Annotated in this window: 22 protein-coding genes and 1 pseudogene; 3 read left to right on the top strand and 20 right to left on the bottom strand. The window is 61.0% G+C overall.

What is annotated here, in order from left to right:
- Window positions 1-420 precede the first annotated feature (420 nt).
- Window positions 421-1,488: an aromatic acid exporter family protein gene (locus ACZ9H4_RS15010; RefSeq protein WP_476119382.1), complete on the top strand. Its 1,068-nt coding sequence runs from the start codon at window positions 421-423 to the stop codon at window positions 1,486-1,488.
- A gap of 25 nt (window positions 1,489-1,513) precedes the next feature.
- Here ACZ9H4_RS15010 and ACZ9H4_RS15005 read toward each other — a convergent pair whose 3' ends face one another.
- The 9 genes from ACZ9H4_RS15005 to ACZ9H4_RS14965 all read right to left on the bottom strand — a co-directional run bounded on the left by ACZ9H4_RS15005 (window position 1,514) and on the right by ACZ9H4_RS14965 (window position 9,093).
- Entirely contained in the window at window positions 1,514-1,858 is a 345-nt protein-coding gene (locus tag ACZ9H4_RS15005) for a cupredoxin domain-containing protein (RefSeq protein ID WP_408153282.1), read from the bottom strand.
- 44 nt (window positions 1,859-1,902) lie between these two features.
- Window positions 1,903-2,847 (bottom strand): metallophosphoesterase family protein, encoded by a 945-nt coding sequence (locus ACZ9H4_RS15000; protein WP_408148178.1) that lies wholly within the window; start codon window positions 2,845-2,847, stop codon window positions 1,903-1,905.
- Window positions 2,848-3,032: 185 nt separating this feature from the next.
- Window positions 3,033-5,198, bottom strand: coding sequence for a M1 family metallopeptidase (locus tag ACZ9H4_RS14995; protein WP_476119379.1), 2,166 nt, complete (start codon window positions 5,196-5,198; stop codon window positions 3,033-3,035).
- 596 nt (window positions 5,199-5,794) lie between these two features.
- Window positions 5,795-6,796, bottom strand: a complete 1,002-nt coding sequence (locus ACZ9H4_RS14990; protein ID WP_476119377.1) for an aldo/keto reductase — start codon at window positions 6,794-6,796, stop codon at window positions 5,795-5,797.
- Between the two features lie 159 nt (window positions 6,797-6,955).
- On the bottom strand, window positions 6,956-7,165 hold the full coding sequence (locus ACZ9H4_RS14985) for a hypothetical protein (RefSeq protein ID WP_408148184.1): 210 nt from the start codon (window positions 7,163-7,165) through the stop codon (window positions 6,956-6,958).
- Window positions 7,166-7,202: 37 nt separating this feature from the next.
- A complete protein-coding gene (locus ACZ9H4_RS14980; protein WP_476119374.1) occupies window positions 7,203-7,841 on the bottom strand; it encodes a glutathione S-transferase family protein in 639 nt (212 codons plus the stop codon).
- Window positions 7,842-7,940: 99 nt separating this feature from the next.
- The gene (locus ACZ9H4_RS14975) at window positions 7,941-8,105 is read right to left on the bottom strand and encodes a hypothetical protein (protein WP_408148188.1); all 165 of its coding nucleotides are present in this window, start codon (window positions 8,103-8,105) and stop codon (window positions 7,941-7,943) included.
- Window positions 8,106-8,302: 197 nt separating this feature from the next.
- Complete coding sequence (locus ACZ9H4_RS14970) at window positions 8,303-8,758, bottom strand: SRPBCC family protein (RefSeq protein WP_408153326.1); 456 nt, start codon at window positions 8,756-8,758, stop codon at window positions 8,303-8,305.
- On the bottom strand, window positions 8,758-9,093 hold the full coding sequence (locus tag ACZ9H4_RS14965; protein WP_408150121.1) for an ArsR/SmtB family transcription factor: 336 nt from the start codon (window positions 9,091-9,093) through the stop codon (window positions 8,758-8,760). The genes ACZ9H4_RS14970 and ACZ9H4_RS14965 overlap by 1 nt, the downstream gene beginning before the upstream one ends.
- A 474-nt stretch (window positions 9,094-9,567) precedes the next feature.
- Here ACZ9H4_RS14965 and ACZ9H4_RS14960 point away from each other — a divergent pair, with 474 nt between their 5' ends.
- Window positions 9,568-10,653 (top strand): TIGR03118 family protein, encoded by a 1,086-nt coding sequence (locus ACZ9H4_RS14960; RefSeq protein WP_408325228.1) that lies wholly within the window; start codon window positions 9,568-9,570, stop codon window positions 10,651-10,653.
- A 253-nt stretch (window positions 10,654-10,906) separates the two neighbouring features.
- On the opposite strand, the pseudogene ACZ9H4_RS14955 reads toward ACZ9H4_RS14960, so the two are convergent.
- The 10 genes and pseudogenes from ACZ9H4_RS14955 to ACZ9H4_RS14910 form a co-directional block, all read right to left on the bottom strand.
- Window positions 10,907-11,827, bottom strand: a pseudogene (locus ACZ9H4_RS14955) (sigma-54 interaction domain-containing protein); the annotation flags it as partial.
- A 15-nt stretch (window positions 11,828-11,842) separates the two neighbouring features.
- Window positions 11,843-13,288 (bottom strand): hypothetical protein, encoded by a 1,446-nt coding sequence (locus tag ACZ9H4_RS14950; protein WP_476119371.1) that lies wholly within the window; start codon window positions 13,286-13,288, stop codon window positions 11,843-11,845.
- Between the two features lie 11 nt (window positions 13,289-13,299).
- On the bottom strand, window positions 13,300-13,584 hold the full coding sequence (locus ACZ9H4_RS14945; protein WP_476119369.1) for a PAAR domain-containing protein: 285 nt from the start codon (window positions 13,582-13,584) through the stop codon (window positions 13,300-13,302).
- Between the two features lies 1 nt (window position 13,585).
- Entirely contained in the window at window positions 13,586-15,013 is a 1,428-nt protein-coding gene (locus ACZ9H4_RS14940; protein WP_476119367.1) for a hypothetical protein, read from the bottom strand.
- 99 nt (window positions 15,014-15,112) lie between these two features.
- Window positions 15,113-15,298, bottom strand: coding sequence for a PAAR domain-containing protein (locus ACZ9H4_RS14935; RefSeq protein WP_476119365.1), 186 nt, complete (start codon window positions 15,296-15,298; stop codon window positions 15,113-15,115).
- Between the two features lies 1 nt (window position 15,299).
- Window positions 15,300-15,509, bottom strand: coding sequence for a hypothetical protein (locus tag ACZ9H4_RS14930; RefSeq protein WP_476119363.1), 210 nt, complete (start codon window positions 15,507-15,509; stop codon window positions 15,300-15,302).
- A 48-nt stretch (window positions 15,510-15,557) separates the two neighbouring features.
- Window positions 15,558-16,673, bottom strand: a complete 1,116-nt coding sequence (locus ACZ9H4_RS14925; RefSeq protein ID WP_476119361.1) for a hypothetical protein — start codon at window positions 16,671-16,673, stop codon at window positions 15,558-15,560.
- A 79-nt stretch (window positions 16,674-16,752) separates the two neighbouring features.
- Entirely contained in the window at window positions 16,753-20,352 is a 3,600-nt protein-coding gene (locus tag ACZ9H4_RS14920) for a type VI secretion system Vgr family protein (RefSeq protein ID WP_476119359.1), read from the bottom strand.
- 481 nt (window positions 20,353-20,833) lie between these two features.
- Window positions 20,834-21,997 (bottom strand): epoxide hydrolase family protein, encoded by a 1,164-nt coding sequence (locus ACZ9H4_RS14915; protein WP_476119357.1) that lies wholly within the window; start codon window positions 21,995-21,997, stop codon window positions 20,834-20,836.
- Window positions 21,998-22,216: 219 nt separating this feature from the next.
- Window positions 22,217-23,362, bottom strand: coding sequence for a porin (locus tag ACZ9H4_RS14910; RefSeq protein ID WP_408150137.1), 1,146 nt, complete (start codon window positions 23,360-23,362; stop codon window positions 22,217-22,219).
- 540 nt (window positions 23,363-23,902) lie between these two features.
- On the opposite strand from ACZ9H4_RS14910, the gene surE reads away from it, so the two are divergent.
- The gene (surE, locus tag ACZ9H4_RS14905) at window positions 23,903-24,682 is read left to right on the top strand and encodes a 5'/3'-nucleotidase SurE (RefSeq protein ID WP_408153276.1); all 780 of its coding nucleotides are present in this window, start codon (window positions 23,903-23,905) and stop codon (window positions 24,680-24,682) included.
- 113 nt (window positions 24,683-24,795) lie between these two features.
- On the opposite strand, the gene ACZ9H4_RS14900 is transcribed toward surE, so the two are convergent.
- Complete coding sequence (locus ACZ9H4_RS14900; protein WP_476119354.1) at window positions 24,796-25,773, bottom strand: hypothetical protein; 978 nt, start codon at window positions 25,771-25,773, stop codon at window positions 24,796-24,798.
- Window positions 25,774-25,860: the final 87 nt, after the last annotated feature.

Raw genomic sequence — 25,860 nt, 5'->3', positions numbered from 1 at the left:
CGGCCACACGACGTCGCAAGGTCGATGCAAGGAAAGAATGTACGCCGCTCCTCCCCCGTCGACAACACGACGCCGCCGCTTTAAATGCCGCTGCGACAGGCCGTGCTCGCAGCGTTGAACAGGTAAAAGATACAAGAGCGCATGGCGCGGGCGACCCTCCGACGATCCCGGGCTGTCGTCTCGGCAAGCGTCTGTCGAGGGTCCGCAACGCAGCCATCCTGCGTGGTCTCCGTCACGCAACAACCACGCCATCCAACCATCGTAGTGCGCCGCGCGCGAGACGTTTGAAACGCGTTGGACGCCACGTTTCCTCGGACCGTACCTGCTACTGTTCTGAGTCCCAAAATAGTGCGGGAGCAGTGGTAAGGTCACGTCCACCTGTTACCGCATCGGGCTTAACGTCAACGGTCCACCAACAACATGTCCAACGTCTACACCCACAAGCCGCTCACGCCGTTTCGCCGCGCATTCGCGCGCTTCTCTTTGTCCGAAACGGCGAAATACACGAAGCTGACGCTGGGCCTGTGGATCGGCTTCTTCATCCCTTCGCTGCTCGGTTATCCCGACGCCGCCGTCTCGCTCGCGGGTTCGGCCATGCTCACCCTGGCGCTGGGAAGCTCGATTTCGGCGGCCAGAAGCTATTTCTACAAGCGCGTGTTGTCCAACGTCGTCGCCATGCCGCTGGGCACCTTGCTGATCTGGCTGACCGCGCCCCACCTCTGGCTGGGCGCGTTACTGCTGCCGGTGGTGATCTTCGGCATTGTCGGACTGAGGCCGTCGCTGTTCCAGATGACCAGCGTCACCGTGCCGATGACGCTCGTGCTCTACACCGGCGAACATCTTCCCTTGCTCGAACAGCGCCTGATCGGCGTGGTACTGGGCATGCTGCTCGGCTTCATCCTCCAGCAGGTGGCCTTTCCGCCCGATCACGGCTACTGGGCCAACACGCTCGTGAACGAGGGCAACGAGCAGTCCACCGACGCTTTTGCGCAACTGGCCGCCGGAAAACTGGACCGCGCGCAGATCAAACCCGTAACCGCCAAACTGCGCGCGCTGAGCACCAACCTCAAACAGGCGCACCAGCTGCTGAAAACGGATATCGAGCAGGCGTGGGTCTCGCCGCATCTGAACCGCAATCAAGCCCGGCTGCCCCTGTTCGCGTGCTACCAGGAAGTGTTCGATTCGCTCGTCAACTTTCTGGAGACCATGAACACCTTCCACGATCAGTTCGCGGCACTCGATGCGCCGTGGCGCGAAGCCTTCCTTGAACGCCTCGGCAAGCTCGTCGCGGCGCACCGGCAACTCGCCGAAGCGGCGGACCTGCGCGAAGAACGGCCGCCGTTGCCGATGCCGCCGCTGCACATGGAAGAGCTGCGGCATCTGATCGAAGACCTGCCTGGTTCCAGCGTCTTCACGAGCGTGTATCTCGGCCATCTGACCGGCTACGGCATTCTGCTTTGCCGCCTCAGCGAGCTGCATACGGCCTGAACGCACCGCCTCTCACTCGCGGCGGTCATTGCACGGTGATCGTCTCTTTCATGTTCGGATGAATGCCGCAAAACACGTGGTAGACACCGGGTTTGTCGAACTTGAACTGATACGAGTCGTTCTGATCGAGCGCCGCGGAACGGAACATGCCGGCATCGTTGACGACCGTATGCGGCTCGCCATCCAGGTTCTTCCAGGTCACGGTCGAACCGGCCTTGACCGTGAGCGCCATCGGCGAAAACATGAAGTTCTTGATGACCACCGCGCCGGGCGTTTCGGCATGCGCCGCATAAAACCCGGCCGATGCCACGATCAACGCGGCGCTGCCGAACAGAATCGAAAGCGCGCGGCCTGGCCGATTAGTTTGCATGACTGATCTCCTAAGTGATTTCCGTGCTTGCGAAGAATTGAGTCTCAAACCAGCGTCACATCGGCCAGCGTCGCCTTCAGCGGATGGTGCGCGATGCTGATGCTGGTGACGCCGAGCATCCTGGGAAGCTGGTCGCTGGCCACTTTCAGCGGCCCGGGGCCCTCGCCGATGCCGGCGCTCGGTTGCGGATAGGCCGTTGAACGCGCGGTATGGAAGGTGATGTTGCCTTCCACCTTCGATACGATCTGATGAATGTGGCCGTTGAGCACCGTCACCGAGCCGAAGCGCTTCAGATAGCTCATCGCCGCGCCGGCATCGCCGGTGCCCCAGCCCCACGGCTCGTAGATGGTCCACATCGGCATGTGTGCGAACACGACGATCGGCGTGCTCGACGAGCGCCCCTTGAGATCGTTTTCGAGCCAGGCGAGCTGCTCGTCGCCGAGACCGCCGAGGCCGTTCGGCTTGAAGTGCATCACGTTGACGAGGCCGACGAAATGCACGCCCTGATGGTCGAAGCTGTAATAGCCCCTGTTATCCGACGCCTGGCCGAAACGGCTGAAGTATTCGGTGCCGGGGCCGTCCGTCACATCGTGCTCGCCGGGCACGGTGTGCAGCTCGGTGACGCTCAGGCCCGACATCAGCTGCGCCGCGAGATCGAACTCCGACGCTTTCGACAGATGCGTGATGTCGCCGGTATGGATGACCAGCGCGGGCTTGAGCGGCATTGCGTTGACGAACTCGATGGTCTGCTTCAGCGTGCCCGCCACGTCCGGATTGGCTTCCTTGTTGAAGCCGATATGCGTGTCGCTGATCTGCAGGAAGAGCGGCGTGCCCTTGGCGGCCGCGGGTGTTTTACCGTCGGCGGCGAGCGCCAGCTCCACCGGCGTGAGCACGCCGCCCGCCAGCATGAACACGGTGCCCAGGCCGCCGAACGCAAGACATTTCAGCGCGCCGCGACGCGCCGGATCAATTGGATGATGTGACGACATGGTGACCTCACGATAAGGATTCGCAGGCGCAACGCGCGATCGCGCGGCGGCCTTTGCGACTCGGTTCATGAGGCATGACTGGCGTCGCGCCGGTTTTATTCCTGGGTCGTGCAGCCACACTCGAAAAAAAACGGCCCACATCGCAGGATCCTGCGATGCGGGCCGCCTCACTGCCATCCACTATGTCACTGCGTCTGCTGCTTCTGCTTGAGCTTGCCCTGATAGCGGATCGCCGGACGCAGCGACTGCGTCGTCGGCACGGTGCTCAGCAACTGACGCGCGAGCGGCGTAACCGCCGGACTCAGCGAGCCGATGCTGGTTTGCCGCGACGGGTCAGCCAGTCCGTTGGTCACCAGCAGCTTCGCTTCGAGTTGCAGACTGGCCAGCAGCACCGGATCCTGCAGCGCGCTTCCCTGCGCGAGCAACTGGCTCCACGCGTTGTTGCTGTAGTTGGTCACGTAGTAGTCGAGCCCGCTCGGATCGGCAAGCACCGCGGAACAGCCGTTCAGACGGACCTGGGTTTGCATGTCCTTCATCGCGACCGTCTTGCGCGAGGTCAGCCCGTCGCCATAAGCGAGCGTCAACGGAATGGTCCACTGGGTGCCCGGATACGCGTTCTGATTCGGGAACGGTGACTGTTTCAGCGTAACCACGGTCTGGTTCGTCGTCAGATCGCACTGCGTGTCGAGCGAGATCAGCGGCACGCCGGTTTGCCGCACGAAGCTGTCGCCGATCGCCACCATCGGCTCGCCGCTCGCTTTCGCCAGTTCGTCCCACAGGCGCTTCGGCGTGACGTTGCCGAGCGAGTAGTCGGCCAGATACGACTGCAAGCCTTTGCGCATCGTTTCCTCGCCGAGGTAGTTCTCGATCATCTTCAGCACGTGGCCGCCCTTGTCGTACGTGAACGCGCTTGCGCTCAGCACGAAGTCGTTCGACGCCCAGCCGTTGAAGTTCGGCTGCACCGGGAACGCGGTGGACTTCAGATCGGCGTTGATCACCGCATACTTGTTCTTCACGTCGTCGACCCAGCTGAAGCGGTCCGGGAAGAAGCGCACCTTGGTCTTGTTCTCGAAGAACGTCGCGAACGATTCGTTGAGCCACACGTCGTCCCACCAGTCGAGCGTAACCAGATCGCCGAACCACTGGTGCGCGGCTTCGTGCGTCAGCACGGTCACGCCGTAGTCGGACATCGTGGTGCCCGGCGCCGGCAGGATGTCGTCGGCGAATTCGAGAATCGCCCCCCAGTTCTCCATGCCGCCGAAGTTCAGGTCCTTCTGCTCCTTGAACGCGTCGTTGGCCGCGATCGTGTCGAACTTGGTGAGCGGCAGCGCGATGCCGGTGTAGCGGTAGTAGTAGTCGAGCGCCTGCTTGGTCTGCTGCATCGCGGGCTTCGCCCAGTCGCGCATGCCGGGCGGCGTGAAGATGCGCAGATGCAGGCCTTTGCCGTCGGGCAGCGGGCTCGTGAAATCGTCTTCGAGAATGTCGAACTGGCCGCCGCCGAAAAAGAGCAGATACGACGGCATCGGCGGCGTCTTTTCGAACGACACCAGCTTGTAGCCGCTATCCACGTTCACCGCCGGTTTCTCGGCCGCGTTCGAGACGACGTTCCAGTTCTGCGGGACTTCCGCGCTCACCTCGTAGGTGGGACGGAAAGCCGGTTCGTCCCAGCCCGGGAACCATTGACGCGCGAGGTTCGATTCGCCTTGCGTGAGAATCGCGCCGCTCGTGGTGCCGTCAGTCGATTTCAAATCGACGCGGAACACGCCCTCGGCCGCCGAGCATCCCGGGTAGGGATCGTCGCCGCAACTGCCACCGGTTTTCGCCACCGGGTCGTCATAGGTCTTGAAGTTGATGATGCCGCTCCACTCCATGTGCAGCGAGTAGTTGCCTGCGGCGATCTGGCCGCTCACCGGACGCAGCTGGTAGAAATCGCCGTCGTCCTGCGGCGTGGCGATCAACTGGATGTTGCCCGGCTGAAGCGTGATCGTGCCGTTGGTGAATTTGACGCGATGACCAGCGATCGTAATCGCGTTGACCGCCTTCAGCACCTTGATCTGCACATCCGCGCGGCCATCGAACGAAGACAGCGCCGGGTTCGGCCGGAACCACAGCTTGTAGTTGACCGGTGTGACCGTGTCGGGCAATTCGACTGGCGGCACGGTCTTGTCGATCGATGTGTTCGCGACGGGGGGCGCGGCCGGCGGTGTGAGCGCAGGTTCGGACGCGGCTGCCGGCGCCTGCGCGGACTTGCTCGACAAGGCGGACGAGCCGTCACTGCCGCCGCAGCCCGCCAGAACCACGATTCCGGCTAGCGTCAGGCACTGTATCTGCAATCGGAAATTTATACGCATTTTAATCCTCGACTGACAATATCGGCTTAAAGAAAGTGCGTTGAGTACTTCAGCTGTGTTTCTCTGTTTTTCAGCGAAAAAGGTCTCCCGCACTAGCACCGAATTGCTAGTGAGAATGAATAGACGTGTTGACGCCTCAGCACTTGTGGCTGATTTTTTAATTGCACACCGTTTTTATTACAATGCTTTCAAATCAACTGCCTGAATCGCTTTACAAGACATCCATGCGACGCCTGACCGACCGGCGAAACGAAGCCACACCTACGTCTGCGGGCAGGTGAACATAGCGAGATCGATTTGGACGACAGTGCGTAGCCTAGTTTGGCAAACGTTCCCGTGTCAACTTCCTTTCACAATCTTTCCTGCGAACGTGCTTTTCGTATGCACTTCGAATGGAAGAGGTAATCGGCGGAGTTAAACGCGTCCGCAAACGCGATTTAGAGATTTACTACGGGAAATTTTATTTTTCTCTGCCGCACGATTGTGCTAAGGCGCGTCGCCATTGCCAATAGCCATTCGAATGGGATTTAATTTTAACTAGCTATTGAGTTCACGGCCGGATTAGCCGGAAGCGGCGCTCCACTGTGTTCCGCTCGTTAGCCGTTCACCGCCGCGACAATCCGTGCCCGCATCGCCTTGTCGGGCAACGGACCCGAACCGGCTCGCACATTGTCGGCCATGTATTGCGGACGGCCTGTGCCCGGAATCACCACCGTTACCGCCGGATGCGCGAGCACGAACTTCAGCAGAATCTGCGCCCAACTCGTGCAGCCGATTTCCGCCGCCCATGCGGGCAACGGCGTTTTGGCGACGCGCGCGAGCAAGCCCCCGCCGCCGAACGGTTGATTGATCACGACGCCGATGCCCAGCTCCGCCGCGAGCGGCAGGACGCGTTCTTCGGCGGTGCGGTCGTCGGCCGCGTAGTTGATCTGCACGAAGTCGGGCTTTTCGCCGCGCATCACGGACACCACTTCGCCGAATGCACTCGAGGTGTAGTGCGTGATGCCGATATAGCGAATCCGGCCGCGCGCTTTCCAGTCGCGCAGCGTCGCGAGTTGCGTGCGCCAGTCGAGCAGGTTATGAACCTGCATCAGATCGACGCGCGGCTGCTGAAAGCGGCGTAGCGATTCTTCCATCTGTGCGATGCCCGCCTCGCGCCCATCGGTCCAGACTTTGGTGGCGACGAAGGCTTTGCCGTGCGCGCCGAGTTGCGTGAGCAGCGCGCCGGCGACGACTTCCGACGAGCCGTACATCGGCGACGAGTCGATTACCGAGCCGCCTGCTTCGAACAGGATGCGCAGCACGTCGGCGAGTCGCGCGCGCGCAGCGGGGTCGTCGCCGACATCGAAGGTGCGCCAGGTGCCACAGCCCACCACCGGCAGACGTTCGCCCGTGGCGGGAATCACGCGTTGCGTCATGCGCGGCAGCGGCGTGGCGGGTTCGGATTGGAATTGGGACTGCGGCTGAGTTTGCAATTGCGCCGCTGCCGGCCGGGGCAGCGAAAGCGAAACCGGCAAGCCGATTGCAGCGCTGCTTGCCGCGCGCAGAAACCGGCGCCTGGCGACGCGACGTCCATCGTTTTTCGACGAAAGTGCCATGACGTCCCCTCGATCCGCAACCAGACGCGTGAGTTCGTACGATACGGCAATTCGGCGAGATGTGTTTGAGTTCGGGAGCCGCGCTCGAACAGAGCCTTGCGGTTTTCGCACTGCGCGCTGTGCAAGACCCCTGCTTTTGCGACGCGGCAGCCCCTGCCGCTACCGGATGAAATGCCCACCGCAAATCGGCATGCCGTCGAGTCGCGTGAGCCGCGACGGCGCCCGGCCCTCCACCGCGAACCGATCCGTCGCCGTCGCGGAGCCGGCCGCCGCGCCGATTGCGATGACCACGATCGCCGTCCGGCGCACGCGTGCGCTGCGGCCGTCGAGCGTGCGCGAGACGCTTCGCCAGCCGGTCAGCAAGGTCATCGTCAGCGCGAGGATCGCGCAGCACATGATCCGGCCGTCATGCTTGTGTCACAGTGTGCGCGGGCCGCGCGGGAAACGGGTTGCGCCATGCGTCGAATGCGTTCAACTGGTCGTGCCAGCGTTGTACCTCCGGAAATTCGTCCACTGGCATCGCAGCGCTTTTCGCGTACGGCAACGTCACCGCAACGGAAAAATCCGCGATCGACAGGTCGTTGCCGAGCAGCCACTTACGGCCCTTGAGATGCTGATCGAGCAGGCTCGCGTGCTGGCGGAAAAATCCCTGCGCTTGCGCGACCGTCGACGGCTCGGGCTCGCCGAGGCCGATCCACGGCTTGACCAGATGCTCGAAATAAAGCGAGCCTCCCTGCCGGTAGAGATGCTGGCTGTTCCAGCTCAGCCAGCGCACCACATCGATCTGCTGCTGCGCGCTGCGCGGCCAGAGTCCGGATTCCGCACGCTGCGCGAGATGGCAGAGGATCGCATCGGCTTCCCAGAGATTTTTCTCACCGTCGACGAGGCTCGGCACCTTGCCGTTCGGATTGATCGCGAGATAGTCGGGACGCGTTTGCTCGCCCTTTCGCAGATCGACGAACACATAGTCGATTTGCATCCCTAAGTATTTGGCAACCGCGCATGCCTTGCGGGGCGCGAGCGTTTCAGCATAGTAGAGCTTCATGTTCCACCTCGGTATGCATTGACATCGTGGGGGGGTGACCGACGTTGCGCACCTGCACTGCGCTTCCTTACGCGGTGGTCCGCGCCAGGGCCGGTTCAACTAGTTCTTGTCGCTCTGCTCGATGCGGAACAACGTAGCGAGTGCTTTACGCATGCGCTTCGATTCGCGGCTACGCGCTTCGAACGAGTAGTCCGAATCCAGCGGCAGATGGGGTGACGCAAAGAGGTCGCTGACCTTTTGGAGCAGGGCAAAGATGAAGCTCATGGTGACTCCCGGTTGTTACCGCATTTGCCATGGTTTTCGCCAAGGCATGACGGGCCGAAACCTTCGCAAAAAAACGCGCCGGCTAAAGGTCAGGCTCCGCTACCTTCAATTCGCAAACGAAATACTTCGCATGACGGCACGCTTGCGGGCGCCCGTCCGCAACAAAAGCCATCGTGCGGGTTTGGCGAGCGATAGATTCAATCGCTATCGACCGTGCTTTCCAGTTCGGTGATGAGACTGTCCAGCTTCTCGAACGCGCCGCTCCAGCCGGCCTGGTGACCGTCGCGCGCGGCTTCGTCGAAGAATTGCGCGTGCGTGAACGTCATTTCGGTGCCTGCTTCGATCGGTCGAAACTGGATCGTCACGAGAGAGCGCCGCTCGGGCAGCGTGACCCACTGCCACGTGAAGACGAGCTTGCGATCAGCCTCGACCTGCTGGTATTCGCCGCGGCAGTCGTGCGTTTCGCCATCCAGCGTCTGAAACACCACGCGAAAGCGGCCGCCCACGCGTGGATCCGCTTCGGCGCTCAGCACCGGCCCGGCGTCGGGTCCCCACCAGCGCGCCATCAACTCGGGACGCGTCCATGCCGCGTAGACCTTCGCCGGCGGCGCCTTCAGGCGCCGCACGATCGTCAGGCTGGGCTTCTCTTCCATCATTGCTCTTCCCCTTCGACAAAATCGGCGAGCCGGTCGAGACTCGCGGACCAGAAACGTTCGTAGCGTCGCAGCCAGGCCATCACCTCTTCCATCGGCGCGGCGACGAGTTCGACCGACACGGTTCGGCCGCTCTTCGTGCGAGCGATCAGACCCGCCTCGCTCAGCACGTCGAGATGCTTCATGACCGCCGGCAGCTTGAGCGGCAGCGGACGCGCGATTTCCGTCACCGACAGGCCGGGCTCACGCTCGAGACGCGCGAGGATGGCCCGCCGCGTAGGGTCCACGAGGGCGGAAAACGTACGATCGAGTTGACTGACTGGAGACTTCACCATATGGTGAACTATAAACGCTGAGCGCGCTGCGTCAAGTTTTTTTTGCACAGGCGATCGTGGACGTCGAGGCGATATCAACGGCGTGATGCTGCGATTCATCCGACAATCCGGCGGCACTGACCAACCTGTGCCATGCACACCGCCAGCGACCGCGTCGTTCATATTGCGCGTCGAAGTCGTCGACGAAAGGTGTTTTCTCCGCGTGCACGCCGAGTGGTTCGAGACAGCGAAGACAGCTCCGCGCCGCCGGTTCCGCCGCACCGAACGCGGCGCCCGAGTATGCATGCGAGCCAAACATTCGAACCACATGCGGAGTCTGATAAGCCGATGCAATCGGCGGACAACCGCAACTCGCGCTGCTTGCGCCAACGCCTCGCCAATGCCATTCAAAAATCCCTTCGAGCCAGGGAATAAAGCCGCGACGCAATGCGTTCAATAGGCGCAATGACCATCGGTCATCAGAGAGGAGCAGCCATGAAGTCCGTGCTTAAGGTATTGGGCGCCGTCGTGGGCGGCGCAGCGTTGACGAGTCTTGTCGCGTGCGGAGGGAGTTCCGATTCGCTCACCCCGCAATCGTTTGTTTCGACGATGCTGGTGTCCGACGGCTCCGTCGCGGCGGCGCACACGGACTCCAACCTCAAAAACGCGTGGGGCGTCGCGTTCAACCCGAAGGGCTTCGTCTGGGTGGCCAACAACGCCACGTCGGTGGCGACCTTGTATGACGGCAACGGCACGCCGCAATCGCTTGTCGTCAGTATTCCGAATGGAACTGCCGGATCTGCCAATCCGACCGGCATCGTGTTCAACGGCACCAGCGATTTCAACGTCACGCAAGGCGGCAAAACCGGCGTCGCCGCATTCATCTTCGCGGGTGAAGGCGGCACGATCACCGCGTGGGCGCCCGCAGTCGCGCCTACCGTCGCATTCGTCGTGTTCGACGGCGGCAATGACAGCGCGGTCTACAAAGGACTCGCGCTGGCGAACAACGGCGGCGCCAACTTCCTTTATGCGACCGACTTTCACAACAACAGGATCGACGTGTTCGACCGCAGCTTCGCGAAGGTGGCGATGCCGGGCAAGTTTCAGGACTCGACGTTGCCCGCCGGATTCGCGCCGTTCGGCATTCAGGCGATCGGTGCGAAGATCTTCGTGACATACGCGAAACAGGATGCCGACGCGCACGACAACGTCGACGGTGCCGGCCTGGGTTTCGTCGATGTCTTCGATACGGCGGGTAATCTGATGCAGCGCTTCGCTTCGGCGGGCGCGCTGAACGCGCCGTGGGGCGTCACGCAGGCGCCGGCCAATTTCGGCCACTTCAGCGGTGACGTGCTGATCGGCAACTTCGGCGACGGAACGATCAACGCATTCGATCCCGCGAGCGGCCAGCCGCACGGCTCGATCAATCTGCCGAACGGCTCGGCGTTCTCACAAAACGGCTTGTGGGGTATCGCGTTCGGCAATGGGCTCGACAATCAGCCGGTCAACACACTGTTCTTCACCGCCGGGCCGAATGACGAAACAAACGGAGTCTACGGACGCATCGACCTGAAAATGTGAAGCGTGGCGCGCGTGCTCATGAGCGGACGGCGGCGCGAGGCGTTCCATGTTCAAGGCGCTGACGATCTGCTTCACCGCGCGGCGCAACCGGCCGCGCAGATGCGCGACAAGCAGGTGGCGCTAGAAGCGGTTCGGCGCAGATTCGCCGAAGCGCTTCTCTTTTTCAGCCGTTGCATCGTGCCAATGTGGCTGAAAATGTTGTCAAGCGAATTGATAAGGTCGACTTATCAACCTGTTTACCGGCACGTATGCGTTAGCATCTCCAATCTGACGATAGATCTCCCTCCCGAGCCACGCCCACGTCGATATCACGCATGCCGTGCGCGGCCAGTAACCGATACAGCGTCGCGCGCGAAATGCTCAGTTCGCGCGCGGCGTCGCCTGGGCGGCCGCGATGGCGCAGCAGCGCCAGTTCGATCGCCTGCCGCTCGGCGGCTTCGCGCGCATGAGCGAGCGTCAGCGGAGCCGGGACGGCGTACGTGGGGAGTTCGAGATCGGCTGCGGTAATCGTGCGGCCCTCCGACATCACAATCGCGCGCCGCACCCGGTTGATCAGCTCGCGCACGTTGCCGGGCCACTCGTATCCATGCATCGCCGCAATTGCGTCGGGCGAAAAGCCGTACAGTCGTCGGCTCGCGTCATTCCGGTAGCGGTCGAGCGCATACAGCGCGAGCAGTTCGATGTCCTTGCCGCGCGTGCGCAGCGGCGGCTCGTCGAGCCGCAACACGCACAGACGATGGTAGAGGTCCGCGCGGAACCGGCCGGCGTCGATCGCGGCCTCCATATCCACATGCGTGGCGCAGATGATGCGCACGTCGACGTCGATCGGCGCCCGGCCGCCGAGGCGCTCGATCGTGCGCTCCTGCAGGAAACGCAGCAGGCTCGCCTGGCTCTCGTACGGCAGGTCGCCAATTTCATCGGGAAACAGCGTGCCGCCGTTCGCGCTTTCGACACGCCCTATGCGCCGCTGATTCGCGCCGGTGAACGCGCCGCGCTCGTAGCCGAACAATTCCGATTGCAGCAAATGCGTGGGAATCGATCCGCAATTGATGGCGACGAACGGCGCATTGCGGCGCGGCGAGCGCGTGTGGATCGCGGCGGCGGTCAACTCCTTGCCGGTGCCGGACTCGCCCGCGATGAAGACCGGCGCATCGGTCGCCGCCACCTTGCGGATCAGGTGTCCTTTTTATCAACCAATAATGCTCGCCACAAACTCCGCTGTCGATTCCGCCATCCGTGAGATAAGTCCAGGATGACGGATGATGAAAGACATCAGCATGAAAAGGATGGTGAGACACGTAACGAGCGTGTCCGTTGTACTCCAGCCCTCGTCCGGTAACAGCAGCATGCTGACCACCCAGAACGACGTGAGTACGCCGAATTCAGGACCCAATAGCGGCTTGTAGCCGTATTCCTCTTTCCATGGCACGTCCACCGGCGCCGGTTCCTTCACCACCAGATTCAGCGCGACACCCTGCTCGTGGGGCAGTGCAATGAGCTGTGGCCCCTGGCCGAAATGGGCCATCTTCGCGGCCAGCGCCTGAATCACCCAGCGCGCCACGGGCGCCTGCGGGCCGATGGCGGGATCGAGTGCGTGCGCTTCCGCCTTCAGGCCCGACTCCCTCACAGCGCCAAGCGTGGCATGCTGTGCCAGCCCCTTGAGTCCGCTGTGCCAGAAGTGACGGATACGCTCGCTGGGCACCTGTTCGGCCTTGAGCAGCGAGGCAAGCAGTCTGTCCGCCTGATCGGCGTCGCCGGCAATCTGCCGCAGCAGCCACGCCTGACGCTTCAGCTCCGGCTTCTCGACCATGAGTGCAGGCGATCCCAGCAGCAGTGCCACCGCTGCTTCGGAGTCCCTATGTTCAGCGTCCGGCCCGCTTTTGTTCAGATGCCAGGCCAACAGCAGACGGTACTTCGGCATCCTGTCCTGTACGTACCGGCCATAGGAGCGGGCCTCGCTCTCGAACCACCTGTCCGCAAAGCCAACGTCGCGACCGTTATCCAGCCACCGCACCAGCGGTTTGCCCGGTAGCTCCAGCCTGCCCCAGGCTGCCAGAACCTCGCTGGACAGCGCCTCGTGATCGCACTGCATCACGATCTCGAATGACCCGCCTTTCGTCGCCTGCGCGAGCCTCGCGGCCAGCGGCGTGAGCAGCGCATCCAGCAGGCGGTTCAGACGCGAGCCGTCATCCGCCGCATCGATGCTTTCCAGCGCCATCACCTTGCCGGGATTCTCGGGCGGTGTGCCTTCGAGTGCCAGCATGCGCTCGGCCAGGTCCGGCTCGGGCGTGAGGATCACGCTGTCGAGCACCGCCATGCCCAGGCGGCTTTGCTGCTGCCAGCCGGTTATCTGGTGCCAGCGTGCCGAGTTATGTTCCGCGGCCTGCGTCGCCGGGATGTCATACGCAAACCAGTACACAACACAACTCAGTGCCAGCCAGCAGAAGAACGGCACCGCAACCGCGTAATGCAGGACTCTGTCCCAGGGTATGGAGCCGTACTTCGGCAGGCCAGGCACCACCAGGGCGAGGGCGAAACCCTCCACAATCAAGTACAGCACGAGATAGAACCAGATGGATAACGGCTCGTATGACATCCGCTCGGACGGGAACTGCGGGTTCCAGCGAAAATTCATCCAGCCTCCTGTCAGTCAACTGTCCATTCGTACTGCGAGGCAAGCAGGCGGGGTTTCGGATTGCAGGCGCACAGGCAGAAGTCACCCTCCAGCGCGGGCACCTGGCCGTACCAGTCCTGGTCGAAGCGCTCGCCGTTACGGCCAATCCTGTCGGTCGTGCCACAGGCCGGACAGGTCACGGGTGCGCCGATATAGCCCATCCTGCGTCCGTTGTAGCCAGTGCCATCGATGCCATCGGCCACGGTCCCGCGCGCGGTGGTGCGGTCGCCTTCGTAAATATGGGCGCGTGCTCCCATCTCAGGCGCCCACCCATTCCCAAGCGGCCCGTTCGCCCGCATCCCGGATGGAGGGCATCGGCTGGCCGCGCCGCAGCGTCACGAGGCTCGACGCGTCATGGCGGTATTCCGGGCGCAGGGAATCCGGTCCCGCATAGCGGCGGGCCACCCAGCGCCCGCTGCGCGGACAGGTCGAACCTGCCTCGCAGAACTGGCGGGTGTCATCGATCATGTCGAACGACCACTGCTCCACAGGTGTCGGCGCGGTGGCTTCCCACTCCCACTGCACCGGCCCGTTGATGTTGACGCCGTTGCCGCCGTCCATCGGCATCTTCACGTTTTCCGTGGTCGCCACGTCGCCGGCCTTGAACGGTGTGACCTGAAGGCTGCGGTAGCGGACACCGGAAATCAGCGTCACCGCGCGGTATAGGCCATCTTCCGCGAATGTTTCACCAGGCTTCACCGGCCGCCAGGACATGTCCTGGCGGTGCGTTGCCTCCCACTGCTCGCGTTCCTGCGGGGTGGAGGGATAGTCGCGATCGAACGTGATGCGGGTGGGATTCTTGTAGTCCGAGTGGAAATCAACATAGAGCAGACTGGACTGGATTCCGGTGACTTCCATACTCATGAATGCACCGGCATATAAATCGTAGCTCCCTGCCGAGAATTTATCGACGTTGTTCGTTTTCACCTTCAAATCCACGACGTTATGCGGTGCAAGATTGACCTCGCCATCGGGAAACTGTGCAGGATCGACTAGAGATCGACCGACCAGATCAAGGCCGAATTTTGCTCCCATGCCGCTCTTTGTATCACTTACACCCAAGCTGTCCTTGCCCATTCTGGCGTCCCATTTATCGGGCGTCTTGAACCTGATCGGGTAGTCGCCGCTATTTGTGAATCTGACGGACACGAGAAATCCATCCTTGACACGATCAATCGATAGCAATGAAACATCGAGTTTCACGATTTTCCGGCCATCCAGAACCCCTGCAGTAGTAAGCTTGTCCACCAGATCACCTATCTTGATCGCAACAGGGCGGCTGAAATCCGTCATATAACTGCTCCGCGTCTCTCCGCTACACTTCGCAATGTAAAGATCAGGCAGCGTCACACCGCCTTTGGGGTCCTTCGGAGAACAGAGCAGTTCAGCCATCTGCCTGGCGAATTCCAGATTTTCACCATTCAGCTTCAACTCATAGATTCCAACGCCGCTGATATTCCTGTTTCCGTCAGAATCACCAATCTGTACCCGCAGCACATCCCCAGAAACGGATACTTCGTTGTTCCCATATTTATTGATGCTGCCATCCGCAGCGCCATTTGTCGTGTAGCTAAATTGCATCGTCTGATTCTCCGGGTTCACAGCCGCAGCATGAACGTTGTTTCCAAGTGCAAAGCACAACAGGGTCGCTCGGCCCAAAAATTTGATCCAGGGGCTACGAGTCATAGCCGATCCTCCATAACTTGTTCGTCGCGAGCGAAAACTGGCGTCGCACATATTCAAGGTAATAAGGCTTGATGCTTGCTGTAACGCGGCCTGGTTGCATCAGTCCTGGTCGAAGCGCTCGCCGTTACGGCCAATCCTGTCGGTCGTGCCACAGGCCGGACAGGTCACGGGTGCGCCGATATAGCCCATCCTGCGTCCGTTGTAGCCAGTGCCATCGATGCCATCGGCCACGGTCCCGCGCGCGGTGGTGCGGTCGCCTTCGTAAATATGGGCGCGTGCTCCCATCTCAGGCGCCCACCCATTCCCAAGCGGCCCGTTCGCCCGCATCCCGGATGGAGGGCATCGGCTGGCCGCGCCGCAGCGTCACGAGGCTCGACGCGTCATGGCGGTATTCCGGGCGCAGGGAATCCGGTCCCGCATAGCGGCGGGCCACCCAGCGCCCGCTGCGCGGACAGGTCGAACCTGCCTCGCAGAACTGGCGGGTGTCATCGATCATGTCGAACGACCACTGCTCCACAGGTGTCGGCGCGGTGGCTTCCCACTCCTACTGCACCGGCCCGTTGATGTTGACGCCGTTGCCGCCGTCCATCGGCATCTTCACGTTTTCCGTGGTCGTCACGTCGCCGGCCTTGAACGGTGTGACCTGAAGGCTGCGGTAGCGGACACCGGAAATCAGCGTCACCGCGCGGTATAGGCCATCTTCCGCGAATGTTTCACCAGGCTTCACCGGGTGGGACGACATGCTGGCGCGATGCGTTGCTTCCCATTGCTCGCGCTCTTCCGGTGTAGAGGGGTAGTCGTGGTCGAAAGTTATACGGCTTTTAATGGGACAGAAATCGACGTGCGTTGACAGTCCCCAACCATCGCCTTCATATTGAATATTCATATAGGCCACACCTGAAATCTCGTACACACCTTTCTGGATTTTGTTGTCTGGAATGGCTTCCAGGTTCAAAATTTTACTCTCACCAGGATTGAGGAAAATTTCCCCCTCTGGAAATTCATTCTTATTGAATATTTTTTTGCCAGCCAAGTTAAATCCCCAATCATCACGAGGCTGTATTTTCCCAAGTTCGCTAAACGGTGCAACAGCAAGCCCACCATTCCGACTGTCACCGGACCAATGATCCGGCGTCTTGAACTTTATCCAACGATCCCCGGAATTAATAAACCGCACAGAAACAATATAGTTCCCGTTTTTATGCTCGACGCTCTCCGTCGTGAAGTCCAGTTTTATGAGTTTTCTGCCATCCGTCCGTGCCTGCTTCGATAATCTGAAGGGAGCATCAAAAATCTTGTGCCTGAATTGCTCAGGAATCAGACGGAGGGAACCCGATCTGCTTATAACTTTCCCGTCATCCGTACACGCAACATTGAATGTTGCAGCAGGATCATGCGTTTCAGGGCCGCCAGTCTGGATATCTTTGTCGCACAAAGTCTGCGCCACCCCTTTCAGCTCCTCCATGTCGCGATTTTGCAGACTAAGTACAAAAACCCCCACGCCGATTTGCGTATCATCGTTGATGGTGTCCCCGTTGGAAAAATAGAACTTGCCTTCTCCGTCGAAAGTCATCTCTCTCGAACCATATTCAAGGCCGCCCGACCAGGAAAGAGAAAACGCACCGGGTCGCTGGACACCACTATTCGAATTATTCGCCATCGCGCACCTACCTCCTATCCATAGGGTCATCAGGGACAAAAAAGCCACCGGCCATATCTTTCGGAATTTCGGATCACCGTCACTTCTTGACATGGTCCGCCCCAGTCTTTGCCGCAGCGCTTGCGCCGCTTGTTTCAGTTTTCGTGGCGGTTACAACAGGAGCGTTGTAACCCACCCGCCACAGCTTGTTGGTTTGAGCAGAAAACCACCTGCGAATATATTCAAGGTAATAAGGTGAAGTAGTAGCCGTTGGCTTAAGGCAGCCGCCCCCCATAAGATTATTTTCGGTTTCAATCACCCAAACCTTATTCGTCGCCTTGTGGGCGTCTGCGAGGGAAAAGTCTATGTCTCTGCCATCCTTGACATACATCGAATGCACGAACCCACCTTGCTCCCAATATTCGTCAGGGAAATTAAACAAATGTCCAGTTTCATGTACCTTCGTTTGCGTAACTCTTTCTGTATATCGTCCCGTTGTTGCCGCTTTCACATATTCTTTTTCCGGCCAATTAGCAGCATCGGCCCGTTCAGTAGTCGGGTACAGGTTAATAATGATGTTCGGGTTAAGCGCCGGAGCATCAGCGGCTCTCACCACATGCACATCGGCACAAAATTTGACCGCAACCCGGCAACCACAAGCCGCACCTTTGTTGCAGCCATCAAGGATCAGCTTGTAGTTCCCTTGATTCAGGGTCTTTTCGGTCATGTTCTTGTACGTGGATGCATCGATTTCTCCCGGGTCACGCTCAACCAGCATCAAACCCTGTTCGGCAAACGACTTGCCGGAATTAGCTCCGTTTCCAAAAGTCTCATACTGCACAACGACATGGTTATTCTGCTGATCGCGCATCGGCTCTCTCGTTGCCGGATTCATTTTCACTAGCAATCGGGGGATCAATGCGGTCACAACTTTTGCCGTGAGAGTCCTGGTACTGGAGTCATAGGTGAACTGGCATGTGGTCGGCGCCGTCCCGGCACACATCACCGGTCTTCCGTCCTTCACAAGCCGTTCAGTCCTCGTCCAGCCGTATTTCTGGTACGTCGGCGTCTCCCGCTGCATCGTCGCCGACGCTGTGAAATCCGAAAGCTGCCAGTTACATGAGGCAGGATTTTCGAGCTCGATCGGTTCTGGATTTGCTGACGAGCCCTCAGTTGGCGCATTGTCCGGATCGTGAATCGTCAGACCACCATTGCTTGACGGCTCTGCTTTCGCGCCCGATTTCCCACTGAACATGTCCCCGAGGAATGATGGCGGCACTGTTGTGCACCCATCCGCCGCGGGGGCGGGCGCCACAGCACCGGTGTTACCCAGCGACTGCCACTGCAACGCGTCCGGTGCGGGCGCTGCCGCAGGCGGCGGCACGAAGCCCGGATTAGTGCGCCACACTTCACACGCCGTCGTGTACGGCACGAACGCAGGAGCGAAAGCCGCGCCACTCAGGTCCATCTGGGCAGGCCCGGTTCCCTTCACGCCAGCCGTGCGGTACAACACGCCGCCACGCGAACCGATCTCGACGCCGCCCCCGCTGATCTTCACGTAGGTACCGTTCACGTTCAGGATGATTTCCTTCGCCGCCTTCACGTGAACCACACCGTTGACCGACTCGACAGACATATCCTCCTGCGACGCAAGCTGCATCGAGCCGCGCTGGGCCTGCACGACGACCGCGCCCGCCGCTGCGATCAAGCTCATGCCTTTCTGTGTGAAGACCGACACCACGTCGCGCGCCGCCACGGTGAAGCGTTTAAGCGTGCTGAAATGCACGCCCTTTTTTGCCGTCGCGATGATCGAGCCATCGGCGGCAAGCTGCACGCCATCGCCCGATACAACGCCCACAGGCCCCGGCGCAGTCACAAGCGCGCCAGGCTGTTCAAGCTCGTCCAGCGCGTCGTTGATCGACTTCTGGGCGACTGTATCCGCGGGCGTCGCCTTTGAGGCCTGCGCCGACTGGGCCAGGGACTCGGCCAGTGTCAGCATCTCCCTGAGCTGGGCAATTGTCTCCTGCATGTCCAGTTGCTTTCCGCTCGCCTGAGGCCGGTTATAGCCCGTCAGGAGCAGGCCATTACCGCCGCGGACTGCACCATAACCTGACGTGCGTAACTCGAAACCGCTGCCGCGATGCTCACGCTTGCCACTGACGATGTGCCCCAGGACAAGATGACTTTTTCCCGAATGCGGGGTGGAGAACCTGGCGTGTTCCTCGCCTCTCCAATCCTCGAACTCGACCTTGTTGTCGCTCTGCGTGCGAATCACGTTGCGCGACAGCCAGCGTTCCTGACTGGTAATCAGATCGACGTGCTGGCTGTCGTGGTGGAATGCGGCTATGAAAGGCTTGTTCGGATTGCCTTCGTGGAAGCTGATAACGGCCTCTGTACCGTCGAGCGCGGGGAAGTGAAAGCCGGTCTGCAAACCGCCCGCGAAAGGTTTCGCGAGCCTCAGCGGGACACTCTCCCCGCCCGCTGGCCAGTCGCCGAAATCGCAATCAAAGCGTACGACGTAGTAGCCCTGCCGGGTCAGGTACGCATACTTGTACTTGCCTGGCGAAGTGACGCGCGCGCTTAGCGTGCCGGTGATCTTCGGCCATCTGTCATCCTCGATCTTCAGGCGGAAACGCCGGTTAGCCGGGATGGCCTTGTAGGCGTTGTGATAGGGCTCGTCACGCGCGCCGGTATGCGTGACCTCGATCATCACCATTCCGTGCGGTGCGTCCGGCAGGTCGATATCCGTGCGCAGAATGCGGCCAGCACCCAGCTCGTGAACATTGCTTTCGCCTTCGTAGACGACCTGCCATGCCAGCGCCGCTTCGTGCCGCAACTGGGCTTCCCACCGCGCGCTGTCCTGGTCAAGATGATGCGTCCCATAGACATACGGCCGGCCGTAGGTCGTGGAGTCTTGCGGCGCGACGTTGGCTTCGTCCTTGAGCCGTTCCCATGCCTGTTGCGGGTTGTAATCGGCAACGACGAATGATTCGGGAACCATTTCGGTATGTGTGCGCAGGATCGACACGGACTCGTCGCCTGTCATCAGACCCGAGAGGGCCCGGGCTGGCGCGGTCAGGATCGGCGTGTACACGTAGTGGTCAATGTCATCACCGAACACCACCACATCGCCAACCTTACCCCGCACGATGTAGCTGTAGATCCCTTCCTGCTGCATCAGGATATTGATGTACCTCCAGTCTCCCGTCTGGTACTGGAATCTGAATGGGTGTTTCGGGTACTGCCGGCGCAACCTGAAACTGAATTGATGGCCGTTCAGGCCATTGCGTTGCAGGATCGATTTGATGATATCTGGCGCCGACTGGTTCTGGTACGTCTGCGTCGTGCGGGGCGTGAGACAGCCGATGTGTGGCTCGACAACAATCTCATAGCTGCTCAGGTCATGTGTCGTATTCGTGTGGGAGAAGCGCGTAATACGCCCGCAGAACAGACGCGCCTCACTTCCGTCGCCAGGCTCCATGCTGAATCTGGCCTCATTCGCGAGAATAACTTCGCGTGTCAGCTTGAGCGGATGCGTCGCAACGATGTCGATACGGTACGGCTCGCCCATTCTTTCAACAAGGCAGAAGGACACCACCGAAAGGCCCGAAAGCCGTTCCTTTCCCAATACTTCAAGGTAATACTTCTCGTGATCGTCCCTGCGTTGAAATGTATCCTGATGCTCAACTACTGAACCCATCAATACCCCACCTTATTTGCTTTGGTTTCCTGTCGAATGCATTGAACATTCAGCGCGACGGCACTGCAACCAGAACAAATCGAGATGAGGGTGACATGACAATTCTTTACACACGTCAGGTGTCGGTCTATTTCTTATGCATATTTCTACGACGACACAATAGAAAAGGCGCGAAATCATCGCGCCTTTTTATGGTTGATGCGAAGGATCAGTGAGAGGTGGAAACGGTCTGCGCCCCTGCTTCTTCGCGCGTCGCTTTTTGCTGCGCTATACCGGGCATTGCCCCGGGTGCATTGCGTGCCGCTTCGGCCAGCAGGTCAACTATCGCCGCCAATGCAACGCTGCGGAAGAAATAATACCGGCTGCAGCGAAGGCGCCTCTGATTCGGGAGATTGTCGGCGCGTTGTTTGGCTCGTCGTGGATCGACCTTAAGATTTTGCCCGGTTACAAGCGTGCCGCAATAGCCGCAGCGTGCGCCTCGCTAGCCCCTCCTCTTCCGCAACGGCCTGAAAAACCGCCTGATCTCGGTCGCGAGCAAGCCAGGCTTTTCCATCGCCGCGAAATGCCCGCCGCTCGGCATGTCGGTCCATTGCGTCACGTCGAAAGTTCTTTCGAGCCAGCTGCGCGGCGGATGGCTCAGTTCCTTCGGAAAATGCGCATAGCCGACCGGGGGCACGACCCGCTGCCCGTCGATGAAACGCATCGGCTGCAAGCGGTTTTCCCAATACATCTGCATCGACGAACCGATGCTCTGCGTGAGCCAGTAGAGCGAGATGTTGGTGAGCAGCTCGTCTTTCGAGAACACCCGCTCGACATCGCCGCCGCAATCGCTCCACGCGCGAAACTTTTCGCCGATCCATGCGGCAAGCCCCACCGGCGAATCATTGAGCGACGCGGCCGCCGTCTGCGGCTTGGTGGTATGCATATGCGCATAACCGCCTTCGAGCGCGGCCCATTCGGCTTTATCGCTCAGGAATTTTTCCTCTTCGGGGGTGAGCGGCTGCCGGGCCGCGCCGATCGCGGGCTCATACGAACTGGGCAGGAAGTTCAGATGGATGCCGTCGACGGCTTGCGGATGCCGCGCGGCGAGCGCGATCGACACGCCCGCGCCGAGGTCGCCACCCTGAGCACCGAAGCGTTGGTAGCCGAGACCGCGCATCAGCGACACCCACAGGTCCGCGACCTGAAACGCGGACGTGCCGGGCTGCGCGGGGGCCGGCGAAAACGCGAAGCCCGGTAAGGACGGTACGACGACATCGAACGCGTCGGCGGGATCGGCGCCGAACGCGGCCGGGTCGCAGAGCTGATCGAGCAGCGTGTGAAACTCGAAGAACGAACCGGGCCAGCCATGCGTGATCACCAGCGGATAAGGCGAGAGCCCCTCGCCGCGCCGATGAACGAAATGCACGCGCTGAGCGCCTATCCCGGTCATGAACTGCGCCTGCCGGTTCAACTTGCGTTCGGCCTCGCGCCAGTCGAAATGTTCGGCCCAATACGCCGCCAGTTCGCGCAGCCACGCGGGGTCGGCGCCTTGCTGCCATGCCGGCGACGGCGTGCCCGGCGCCCAGCGCGTGGCGCGAATGCGCTCGCGCAGATCGTCGATGTCACGATCGGGAATGGCGATCTCAAACGGTTCTATCTGCATGTCTGCTCATCCGGCACGAGGTGATGGGTGACGCGCGCTGGCAGCTCGATCACGCGCCGACGAAGTCCGCTTGCGGCCGGGTCGGGGTCGGGGTCGAGACCGGCGCACGAAGCAGTCTGCATGGTACGCGCCCGGCAACGAAATCAGAAGACGCAAGGAAGAAGTGAAAAAAGCCCGTGAAAGACGGGCTTTTTCGCAGCGTGCCGCTAAAGCGTTCGCTTAGAAGCGGTGACGGATACCGACCGTGCCGACCACCTGCGTATCGGTCGACGAAGCGCTCACGCCGACGATATCGGCCGTGACGCCCGAGTTGCCGGTACTGCCGACATGCTGATAAGCCGCCTCAGCATAGACGTCGGTACGCTTGGACAAGGCGTAGTCGGTCTGCAACGTGAGCTGGTTGTACTTCGGGCTCGCGCCGTTCAGACGCGCGTCGGTGAACGTGTACGCGCCCGACACCGTCCACGCCGGCGTCAACGCATAACGGCCGTTCAGTTCGTAGTTCGTGAAACGCGCGCTGCCGCCGTTGAGCGTCAGACCGCTCGTCGTGCCCGATGCCGACGTGCCGATCGCGCTCGCGTCGCTCAGTTGCGTCTGCGTGAACACGAGGCCGACATTCGCCGCGCCGAACGCGTAGTTGACACCTGCACCATAGGTGCGCTGACGCGCCGCCGTGAAGGTGGAATCGCCCGAAGCCACCGCGCCGCTCGAATTGGTGGTCGAGCCGCCGCCGTTCAGTTGCAGATAACCCACCGCCGCCTTCAGGCCGCCGAACGTGTACGACGCGCCGACGCTGTAAGCGCGGCTGTCGGCGAAGCTGCCCGCCGCGTTCGAAAAACCGTACAGCGCGCCGAGCTTGAAGCCGCCGTAATCGACACTCTGGTACTTGACCGAGTTGTTGATACGCACCGAGTTGTTCAGGTTGTCGTTGTCGTACGGGTGCGAGGCGAGCGTGCCGCCGTATTGCGTGCCGTTCAGCGCGAGCGGGCCGAGATAATCGACCACGCTGTCGTACTGACGGCCGAGCGTCACCGCGCCGTATTGATCGCTCGACAGACCGACAAACGACTGGCGGCCGAACATACGGCTGTTCTGGCCCAACTTGCCGGTCGACAGGTTGAAGCCGTTTTCGAGCACGAAGATCGCCTTCAGGCCGTTGCCCAGATCTTCCGAGCCGCGCAGGCCCCAGCGGTTACCGTTGAGCAGGCCGCTCGCCTGCTGGAAGTTGTTGCTGCCGCCGGAGTTGTTCGTGTAGGCGAGACCGGTATCGATCAGCCCGTACAGCGTGACGGAGTTTTGTGCGTGAGCGGCGCCCGCAGCGCCGACGAGCGCGAGCGAGAGGCTCGATAGTACGAATTTTTTCATTGATTTCTCTCCAGATTCGAATGGCGGATGCCATCGAGCGGCGGAGAATAGCCGACAAATTGAAAAACTATTTTTCAGTTAATTACGGCGTTGTGTTTTTGCGACTTCGATGGTTTTTTGCTTTCCGTTTATTTCGTTGACCAGGACATGCATTTCTGGATAGAGCAGGAATCAAAAATAGCTGCCCCGCCCTTCATGATTTTCCAAAAGCATCTGATTTTATTGGCCTTTCATGGGTTCAGGCGCGGCGCAAAACCATACACTGTCTTGCGTGACACAACGCCACGCAACCACTTTTCATTCCATTAGCTTTCCATCGAAACCAGTCGTAATTGAAATGTCAGACTCATCAATCAATTCCACCATTATTTCACTAACAGCAAATAGTCTTTGCTAATTTTAAAATCCGCCAATAAACCTTTGCATAGCCGCTAGACATCCGTAGCGAATGTGCGCCGCCTCGCCGCTCGCGCCACGCGAGCCCCGATAGCCCGATAATGAGCGTTCCGTTTCCTTATCCACCAAGAGGAGTTTGCCGCGATGTCCACCTACGAATCCAAAGTGCCGCGAGTGCTTTTGACGAACGACGACGGTATCGACGCGCCCGGCCTCGCCGTGCTCGAAGCCGTTGCCGCCGAACTCGCGCACGAAGTCTGGGTGGTCGCGCCCGAGCACGATCAGAGCGGCACCTCGCATTCGATCAGCCTGCATTCGCCGCTGCGCGTCAGCCGTCAGGGCGAGCGGCGTTTCGGCGTGACGGGCACGCCGGGCGACTGCGTCGTGATGGGCGTGCGCCATCTGATGCGCGACGCGCCGCCCACGCTGGTGCTTTCCGGCATCAATCGCGGCGGCAACCTCGGCGTCGAGACGATGTTCTCGGGCACCGTCGGCGCGGCAATGACCGGCCTGCTGCTCGGGCTGCCGTCGTTCGCGCTGAGCCAGACCTTCAGCAATCGCGACAACGTGCGCTGGGATACCGCACGTGCCCTCGCCCCCGGGGTGATCCGTCAGTTGCTCGCCATCGAGCATGCCGCGCCGACCTGCCTGAACATCAATTTCCCCGATGTCGACGCGGCCGCCGCAGGCCCGCTCACGCCAACCCGCCAAGGCGTCGGTCTCGTCGAGGATATCGACGTGCTGCCGCAAGTCGACCCTCGCGGCATGGCTTATCACTGGCTACGTTTTCAGCGCGGCACGCGTGCGAACGATCACGATAGCGAAACCGCCGTGGTCGCCTCGGGCCGCGTGTCGGTCACCCCGCTCGCGTTCGATCGCACCGACGAACCGACCTTCGCGCGGTTGGCCGAGTCACTGCGCTGAGCGTCGGCGGTTCGGCGCTTGCGATCGTGTGGGGGTGATATGTGCCGTGACGTACGTCGGCGCAGCGATGCGGGCATCGCGATGCGAAACGCTGCACTGCGCAGCGCGCGCACTCAGGGACTCGGCGCGCCCGTCAGGCTTGGCGCGCCCCCCGGGCCGGCGGGGTCGGGATTACCGAACGCGGGAAGGCTGCCGTCCTCTCGTGCGTGAACGATCTCCGCGCGCACCTGTGCACGCGATTTCAGTCCGCCGTCCAGTTTCGGCAGTGCACCGCCTGACGGCATGGTCTGAACCAGCGGTGGCGACACCAGGGCTTGCGCGAGCGGTTCGGTCTGCGGTCCCGACAGCGCGGGTTGCGCGTCAGGCTGCGGCTGTTGCAACGGCGCCTCCGCAAGCGGCACAATGGGCGCATCGCGCGGCGCGGGCGCGTTCTCCACCGCTTTCACCGCACGCGGCACATCGGCCGCCTCACTTTCATGAGGCAGCGTGCTTGCCGCCGACAGGCTGCCACTCCGTGCGCTATAACCGCCAGGAGCCGCCGTCACGATTTCGGCCGCGCGCGGGTTCTTCGTATAGCTCGGCACATGATTCGAATGCGCGCGCGTCGCAATGCGGCTATCGCGCGAGTGAGCGCTTTTCACCTGCGACGACGACGGCGTTCGCGCCGCTTTGCCCATCGGCCGCGCAGCCTTCTCTGCTTGCGACACCGCAAGCGCACGCCGCTCCTGATCCGCCTGCGCCTGCTTCTTCAACTCGACCGTCTGGTCGTCATTCTGGCGCGCCGCACGTATCGCATCCGGTTGCGCGCGCGCAGCGGCGACATCGTCGCGCAGCAGACTTTTGCGCGCCGCATGCAATCGATCCGTTACGCTCGCGGCCGAATCGCTGCGAGATTTGACGGCGCCGTACGTGACCGCTCCGTTCGTGATGTCGCCACGCGCGGAATACGCCGGCGCGTCGCGACTTGCGAGCTCGAGTTCATCCGCCGGCGCCCCGTCGTCTTCAAACTCCGACACGCACAACAGAGCGCCGATCGCCAGGACGCCGATGACGATGCCCGTGAACACCACCTTTCCAGGTTCGCTATACAAGACGTATCCCCTTCCAATAATGGACATGACGCCGCGCATGCCATATGACGGCGTGCGCAACGCGCCCGGATTGATCAGAGGGTTAGC

The organism is Paraburkholderia sp. TE9906 (genome assembly GCF_056279605.1).
Note: the sequence above shows the minus strand (reverse complement) of the source record. Positions and strands in the feature narration are given on the sequence as shown.